Genomic DNA, 8,168 nt, shown 5'->3' on the forward strand with positions numbered 1-8,168 from the left:
GGCACAATACCCAAATCTTCAAAGAAGCCGCGTTTCTCAGGCGCCTTCAAGGATCATAATGTGTCTCCTAAAATGTCGCACCCCGCACTTTCAATTTTAGAACCGAATCGACAAAAACCTGAACAGAATTTAAGGGAGATATTTTATTTCTTCGCACGACTCCGGCTTCAGTAGCTGAAAACGGTCGTGCCTGGTCCTTATATATTACCGGGCGCATGCGCCCGATGAAAGTATGGAGGCTGTGGTAGGTTACATTAAAAACATTCACTAAAATTTAAATAAGTTCTACAAAAAAACGTTATGAGTAAATTATTTTTATCGTTGCTGGCAATTATATCTTTCCAATTTTTATCTGCCCAGCAAAATCTTCTGACCAAATTTCCAAAGGGATCTGCGCCCGGCGAGGTGGGCAAACGATTGGCTTACCACTTCGTGGACGGCAGGCATGAACTCTATGCAGGAAGGTACATTCACTATGCTGAAGTTTGCAGCTGGAACGGTGCTTTGGACTATGCGGTAAAAACAAAAGACCAAAAGCTGGTGAAGCTCCTGCAGAACAAATTCGAACCCTTGTTCACGCGGGAAAAAGTATTACTGCCTCCCATGAACCATGTGGACTATAACATGTTTGGCAGCATTGCGCTGAAACTCTACCAGGCAACAAAAGACGAGCGCTATAAGAAAATGGGACTGGCTTATGCCGATTCCCAATGGGAAGTGCCGAAGGATGCGAAACCGGACGAAAAAGCCTGGGCGGATAAAGGGTATTCATGGCAAACGCGCTTGTGGATAGACGATATGTATATGATCACTGTTGTACAAATCGAAGCCTATAAGGTAACCGGCGACCACAAGTATATTGACAGGGCGGCAAAAGAAATGGTACGCTACCTGGATGAGCTGCAACGCCCGAACGGACTTTTTTACCATGCCCCGGATGTTCCCTACTACTGGGCAAGAGGAGCTGGCTGGATGGCAGTGGGTATGCCCGATCTGCTGCTTGAGCTGCCTAAAGATCACAAAGACCGCCAGCGTATTATGCAAGGTTATGTTACTATGATGAAAAGTCTGAAAGAGCATCAAAGGCCAGGTGGAATGTGGAACCAGCTTATTGATGAAGCAGACTTCTGGCCGGAAACATCCGGCACTGCCATGTTTACTTATGCATTTATTATAGGCGTTCAGCAAGGATGGCTGGATGCGGCTGAGTATGCTCCGGCGGCACAAAAAGCATGGACCGCCATGGTTTCTTATATCGATGAACGCAATAATGTAACCGAAGTTTGTGTTGGTACCGGCAAAAAGAATGATAAACAATATTACCACGACCGTCCGCGTAATGCAGGCGACCTTCACGGGCAAGCACCTTATTTGTGGTGCGCAACCGCACTTTTAGGGAAATAGTTTTATACTGCCGTTGGTGTTGGCGGCCCTGCACAAAGGCAATAACACCAACGGCTTAGCTTTGAAGTTCCGTTTTCCTTTGCCTGTGATTTAATAGTTCCCCCTTCTACACGCCTTTATTTTGGAATGATTCGACAAAAAGTTGAATAAAACGTACCAAAAAAGAATTTTTACTTCGTACTACAATATTAAAATTAATGATCATCCACGAAGATAAACCACGTAGATAGGTGTGTAGTCCGCATAAAACTCCCTGGTTCGCGCCAACGAATATTCCACTTATGAGAAGCTTAAAACATTATTCCCTAAGGCGAACTGAAGTAAAAGTACCGTTGGCACTGCATTTCAGGCATTGCATCAGCAAATAATGAACCTCCCGGAAGAACGCAGAGGTATTCATCTTCATTGTAACGAACTCCCCTATCAACAGTACCTGGATGAGCATAAACCAAATACTTGCTATTATAAATTTCATCGCGATAACGACTAACTGATCATTATGGAAAAAAATTATACAAAAACCAAGAAAAGCCAGGCCTCTTCTTTGTATGAAAGGTTCTTTCTGCCTGGATTATTCGGGGCCTTACTGTTTTTGCTGTTTCCCTTTTGCGCCCATGCACAGCAACAAACCATAACAGGCCGGGTTACCGACTCCCTGGGTAATGGAATACCTGGTGTTACCATTGCCGCCAAAGGAACAACAGTGATCGCAAAAACGGATGTATCGGGTAATTTTAGCATCCAGGCCGGCAAAGGAGTACCCCTGAGAGCATCACACGTAAGTTTTATCAGCAAGGAAGTAACACCAAACGGAAAGCCTTTGGTCATTATCATGCAACAAGCTACCAACGACCTGAACAATGTGGTTGTGATTGGTTATGGCACCATGAAGAAAAAAGACCTTACCGGGGCGATAACTTCTATCCGCCCGAATAAGATTGCTGATGAGAATCCTAAAACGGTTCAGGACATCATACGCGGAACACCGGGCGTGAGCGTAGGTTTTGATCCTTCTGCAAAAGGAGGAGGCACCATACGGATCCGGGGCCAACGCTCTGTGTATACGGATGGCGGGCATAATGATCCTTTACTGATACTGGACGGTATGATCTTTTATGGAGAATTGTCTGAAATAAATCCCGATGATATTGATCAGATTGATATCCTTAAAGATGCGTCTGCCGCCGCCATTTACGGGGCAAAATCAGCTAACGGGGTGCTTATCATCACTACAAAAAAAGGAAAAAAAGGAAAGCCTACTGTTAACCTGACCACCAATTTCGGTCTCTCTGATATGGCTGCAAACAGGAAGGTTTTTGGTCCCGATGGCTATATGCAATACCGCCAGGATTGGTATACCGCGGCTACCTATGGCATCAATTCAGCAACAGGGGCTTATGAACCCTATATATCAGAAACAGCAACAGCGGGTAAATTGGGATATTATGAAATGCCTACTGATGAAATGTTGAATAAATATGGTATCACCATTGACGAATGGAGAGACTATTCCACAAATACAAGTAATTCAACTGATAATGAAATCTGGGCTAAACGGTTAGGTCTTCAATTTACAACATTGGATAATTACCTGAAAGGTAAAACCTTCGATTGGTATGACCATAGCTTCCGTACCGGTTTTAACCAGGATTATAACCTCAGCGTATCCGGCGCCAGTGACAAAATGAATTACTATTTCTCCGCAGGCTATCTGTCTAACCAGGGAGTGGTTGTGGGTGATAATTACAGGGCTGTACGCTCCAACTTAAAAGTGGACGGCAAGGTCACCGACTGGCTGGATATTAGCGCCAATGTAAATTTCCAGGACCGGTCCGATGGAAATATTGCAGTTAACTGGGGATCACAGATCATTAATAACAGTCCCTTTGCATCCTACAGAGATGATGATGGAAACCTGGAAGTACATCCTATGGGCGATGAAATGACCGCCAGCAAAGGATATAATTTTGATTTCAATAAACAGTATATGAAACTTGAAAGAGGTTATACTGTTCTGAATACCATTCTTTCCGCCAAAGTAAAACTACCTTTCAATATCAAGTACTCCTTTAATGTTTCTCCCAGGTATCAGTGGTATTATAACCGCTATTTTGAATCGGCGGAACATCCTGACTGGCTGCCAATTAGCCGTGGTGTAGACAGGAACTGGGGAAAACGTTTTGACTGGTCTTTAAATAATACCATCAGCTGGGAAGAAACTTTTGCCCAAAAGCATAAAGTAAATGTAACCCTGGTTCAGGAAGCAGAAGAACGGCGGTATTGGAGCGATGTGATCAATGCCCGCAATATTTTGCCAAGCGATGCGCTGGGATTCCATGAAACTTCCACCGGCGATCCTCTTTACAGCAGCTTTAATACTGACGACTCCCATGAAACTGCTGATGGTATGCTTGCGCGGGTGTTTTATTCGTACGATGACCGTTATATGTTAACAGCCTCCGTGCGTCGCGACGGCTATTCTGCTTTCGGCACCTCGAATCCCCGGGCTACCTTCTTTTCAGCAGCTTTGGGCTGGACATTTACCAATGAAAAATTCTTTAAATGGAATGTATTGAGCAATGGTAAATTGCGCTTGTCTTATGGCCAAAACGGGAACAGGTCGCTTGCCAATCCCTATATTGCATTGGCCAATCTTGCCAATGGCGCAACCACCCAGGGTTACGTAGATGCCACCGGCAATTATATCCAGTATTACTATTTAAGAATTGACCGGATGGCAAATCCTCATTTGCAATGGGAAAAAACTACCGCATATAATATCGGGCTGGATCTTGCTTTCCTAAATAACCGGATCACCGGTACGCTCGATTATTATTACATGCCCACAACCAATATGATCATGAGCCAATCTTTGCCTGATTTCTCCGGGTTTACCAGTATCACTACCAACTTAGGTGAAGTACAGAACAAAGGCTTCGAAGTTTCAGTCAGCACACAAAATATAAGAACGCGCGATTTTAGCTGGAATACCACTTTTGGATTCTCTAAATATAAAAATACGATTAAGCATCTTTATTACCGGTATGAAGATGTGTTAGATGCTAATGGAAATGTAGTGGCCTCAAAAGAATCTGATGATATATCCAACGGATGGTTTATCGGGCAATCGGCCAGTGCCATCTGGAACTACCGCGTAACGGGGATATGGCAGGTAGATGAAGCAGCTGAAGCTGCCAAATACGGCCAGCGGCCCGGCGATCCTAAGGTAGCAAACAATTACACGGAGGATGATATTAAAAACGCTGATGGTACTACAACAGCAGTTTATAATAATAAGGACAAGGAATTTCTGGGTCAGACCACACCGCCTACTATGTGGTCGTTGCGAAATGATTTTACCTATAAAAACTTCAACTTCTCATTCAATATCTATTCTTACTGGGGCAATAAAAGCCTGAGTACTTCTTACCTGAACCAGGACAATGGTGTTTCGTCGGTTACGTACAATGCCAACACGTATGAAAAAAACTACTGGACGCTTGATCATCCCAATGATTTCTTTGGGCGGCTGGATGCAAGAGGCCCTTCCGGAGTTGCGGCTCCCAACAGGATATTCGATCGTTCTTTTATCAGGCTTGATAATGTAACAATTGGTTATGCAATGCCACACAAACTTATTTCACGCGCAGGGATTGAAAACCTGAAACTATATGCTACGGTTCGCAACCTGGCTGTATGGAAAAAAGACAAGAACTGGAATTACTGGGATATAGAAACCGGTGATATTGCACCCAGAATTTACACATTTGGATTAAACGTGACATTCTAAACATTTACACATGAAAAACAGCTATACAACAAGAATTTTCTTCGTGGTGATTGCATCAGCAATGATTGCCTCCTGCAGTAAGAAATATCTTAAGCCAGATCCTTTATCTTTTTACGAACCTGAAACTACTTTCTCCACCAAGTCGGGGCTTGATGCTGCCATAGCAATGTGCGACAAGCATTTGCGAAGCTACTGGAGCTACATTACAACACGGGATATTTCAGTACCCATTAACAGCGAGTATATGTTGTCGGACATGGCGGTATCCGGTAAAACAGACGACGGAGGTATCTTTGCAGATGTGGCCACACGCCTTACACCAACAGACGGCATGTACACCAATGATGTGAACATGCTGAGCTATTTCTGGGGAGAAACTTATAATGGTATTAAGTATGCCAATACAATTACCTCCTATATTGATAAAGTTCCCGATCTGAATGAAGCTACAAAACATGAATATATTGGCAGGGCCTACTTTCACAGATCATTCCGTTACCTTGCTTTATGTTTCCAGTTTAACAATGTTCCATTGATAACGCAGATCCCATCTACTCCCAAGCAAAACTATAAGAGTACCAGCCGGGAAGCTATCCTGGAAATGATCACCCAAAATATGGAAGATGCAGTGCAATGGGTGCCTGATCAGTCAAGTATGGCTTATATAGGAATGATCAACAAAGGCGCCTGCCGCCAGTTGCTGATCAAATGTTACCTTGCCACCGGTCAATGGGACAAAGCTATTGCGCAAGCCGATTCGTTAATTAATACTTCAGGGTATTCATTAATGACATCTACATTCGGTACGTTTGAAAGCCCGCTGGAATCTACCTGGCATATTACACGAAACGTGATATGGGACCTTCACCGCCCTGTGAACAAATGTATCATGTCAAATAAAGAAGCCATTCTTGCTATGCCCGACCGTGATGGTACGGATGCTGCCATAAAAATGCGTACCATGCGTAACTGGAGCCCGATGTGGAATATTTCTACGTTAGTTTCACCCGCCGGCAAATTTATGCAATGCTACGCTACATCAAGCGGTTCTTACCGGGCCAACGTGGATTTTAATTCGGCTTTAGGTCGTGGTATTGCCATGATCCGTCCCACCTATTTTGCACAAAATGACCTTTGGAATGTAAACGGAATTAATGATACCGCAGATCTGCGACACAACAGCAGGGTGGGCAATTGGGCGAGAATGGATTCCATGAAATATAATGACCCCTCAGATGCGTTGTATTTCGGCAAAAATCTGAGGCTCTACAATGGCAACAAAATTTTGTGTACCGATACCGTGCGTAACTGGTTCGATTGGCCGCATTACAAAGTTTTCGCAAATGATCCTGATCATATTGGTAACCCTGCTAGTAATAACAACAGAGGCGGTTCGGCCGACTGGTACTGTTATCGTCTTGCCGAAACCTACCTGCTTCGCGCAGAGGCCGAGTTTTACAAAGGAAATATCGCCGCCGCTGTGGCAGATGTAAATATTGTAAGACGAAGAGCAAATTGCCAGCAATTATACACTACTGTTACGATTGGTGACATTGCTAATGAACGTGCCCGTGAATTATGGATGGAAGAATGGCGGCACATGGAATTAAGCCGTATGTCGTACAGCCTGGCATTAAGTGGCAAACCAGATGAATGGGGAAATACCTATAATGTGAATACGCTTTCAGATAACAGTTATTGGTACCAGCGCATACAGCATTACAGCAATTTTTACAACAAAAACAAGGTAACCGTAAAGGGCAGATCCTATACCATAGCACCACACAATATCTACTGGCCAATTCCTCAATCGTCTATCGACGCAAATTTGTACGGAAAACTGCGCCAAAACCCTGGTTATAACGGTTATGCCCCAGGTGTAGAAATGTGGACGAAATGGGAAGATGCTGTTGCCGATGAGGTTAAAAATTAAGCAGCTTTTGCATTAGTATCATTGCCAGGAGAGCAGGCATCGCCTATTCTCTTGGCAATGAATCAAAATACTCATTGGGCGACATTTTAAAATACTTCTGAAAGTTGCGACTGAAAAGGCTTTGCGAGCTGTAACCTATCATCTTTGAAATTTCGTAAAATGAAAATTCATTCCTGGCAATTAAATTGGCTGCTTTTTTAAGACGCGTAATGTCAATTAATTCTTTGGGAGACAGCGAGGATAAGGACTTGATCTTTCGATACAATGTAGTGCGGCTCATGAACATGTGTTCGGCCAGCATATCAATATCAATATTCGGGTCTTTAATATTTGTTCTGATGTATTCATCCAGTTTCTTCAGAAAGGCTTCATCCGTTTTTGAATGCGCCATCACCCTTACATCCTCAAAGGGAGAGCTGGCAAAATGGTCCTTTATTTTACGGCGGTTTTTAAGCAGGTTGGCAATCTGCACCTGCAGCAATTCTGATGAGAATGGCTTTTGTATATAGGCGTCGGCCCCTACCTCCAGTCCTTCGATGTGCGCCTTATACGTGTTTTTTGAAGTTAATAAAATGATGGGAATATGGCAGTATTCAACATTGGATTTAATTAGCCTGCACAGCTCAAACCCGTCAATTCCCGGCATCATAATATCCGATATAATAAGGTGAATAATTTCCTTGTCTAAAATATTTTGTGCAATCTCCCCGTTGAGTGCAAGGTGCAACTGGTAGGAATCTCTCAAAACCACAGATAAAAATTCCAGGATATCTTCGTTATCATCAATAATAAGAATACTTTCGGTCATACTATTTTATCTTTTTCCAGCTGCTTAACTGAAATTCAAATTTCTGATGTATGGGCAGCCGGAGTTCAAATATAACTAAATCTGTTTCGCCGGAAATCAATCGCAGTGATCCGTTATGCAACTCTGTGAGCGATTTGGCCAGCGATAGCCCGATACCGGTTCCGGGCTTGTCATTCCCACGTACCCTTACAAAGGGTTCAAATATCTGATCTTTAAACTCTTCCGGTATGCCT

General features: G+C 43.4%; 5 protein-coding genes. 3 read left to right on the plus strand and 2 right to left on the minus strand.

What is annotated here, in order from left to right; translation table 11 throughout:
• Positions 1 to 300: 300 nt before the first annotated feature.
• The 3 genes from VN105_RS09095 to VN105_RS09105 all read left to right on the plus strand — a co-directional run bounded on the left by VN105_RS09095 (position 301) and on the right by VN105_RS09105 (position 7,127).
• Entirely contained in the window at positions 301 to 1,404 is a 1,104-nt protein-coding gene (locus VN105_RS09095) for a glycoside hydrolase family 88/105 protein (RefSeq protein WP_325640047.1), read from the plus strand.
• 499 nt (positions 1,405 to 1,903) lie between these two features.
• Positions 1,904 to 5,194: a SusC/RagA family TonB-linked outer membrane protein gene (locus tag VN105_RS09100; RefSeq protein WP_325640050.1), complete on the plus strand. Its 3,291-nt coding sequence runs from the start codon at positions 1,904 to 1,906 to the stop codon at positions 5,192 to 5,194.
• Positions 5,195 to 5,204: 10 nt separating this feature from the next.
• Positions 5,205 to 7,127 carry a RagB/SusD family nutrient uptake outer membrane protein gene (locus tag VN105_RS09105; protein WP_325640052.1) on the plus strand — a complete coding sequence of 641 codons (1,923 nt, stop codon included), beginning with the start codon at positions 5,205 to 5,207 and terminating at the stop codon, positions 7,125 to 7,127.
• Positions 7,128 to 7,170: 43 nt separating this feature from the next.
• Here VN105_RS09105 and VN105_RS09110 read toward each other — a convergent pair whose 3' ends face one another.
• Both VN105_RS09110 and VN105_RS09115 read right to left on the minus strand, forming a co-directional pair.
• A complete protein-coding gene (locus VN105_RS09110; RefSeq protein WP_325640054.1) occupies positions 7,171 to 7,935 on the minus strand; it encodes a response regulator transcription factor in 765 nt (254 codons plus the stop codon).
• Position 7,936: 1 nt separating this feature from the next.
• Positions 7,937 to 8,168 (minus strand): sensor histidine kinase (locus VN105_RS09115; protein WP_325640056.1); only part of this gene is annotated, 232 nt, incomplete at its 5' end.

This window comes from Chitinophaga sp., from assembly GCF_035564935.1.
In the GTDB taxonomy this organism is placed as follows: domain Bacteria; phylum Bacteroidota; class Bacteroidia; order Chitinophagales; family Chitinophagaceae; genus Chitinophaga.

Bases quoted from the DNA above. Each gene is read 5' to 3' on its own strand.
- VN105_RS09095 (WP_325640047.1), top strand. From the start codon at position 301: ATGAGTAAATTATTTTTATCGTTGCTGGCAATTATATCTTTCCAATTT.
- VN105_RS09100 (WP_325640050.1), top strand. From the start codon at position 1,904: ATGGAAAAAAATTATACAAAAACCAAGAAAAGCCAGGCCTCTTCTTTG.
- VN105_RS09105 (WP_325640052.1), top strand. From the start codon at position 5,205: ATGAAAAACAGCTATACAACAAGAATTTTCTTCGTGGTGATTGCATCA.
- VN105_RS09110 (WP_325640054.1), bottom strand. From the start codon at position 7,935: ATGACCGAAAGTATTCTTATTATTGATGATAACGAAGATATCCTGGAA.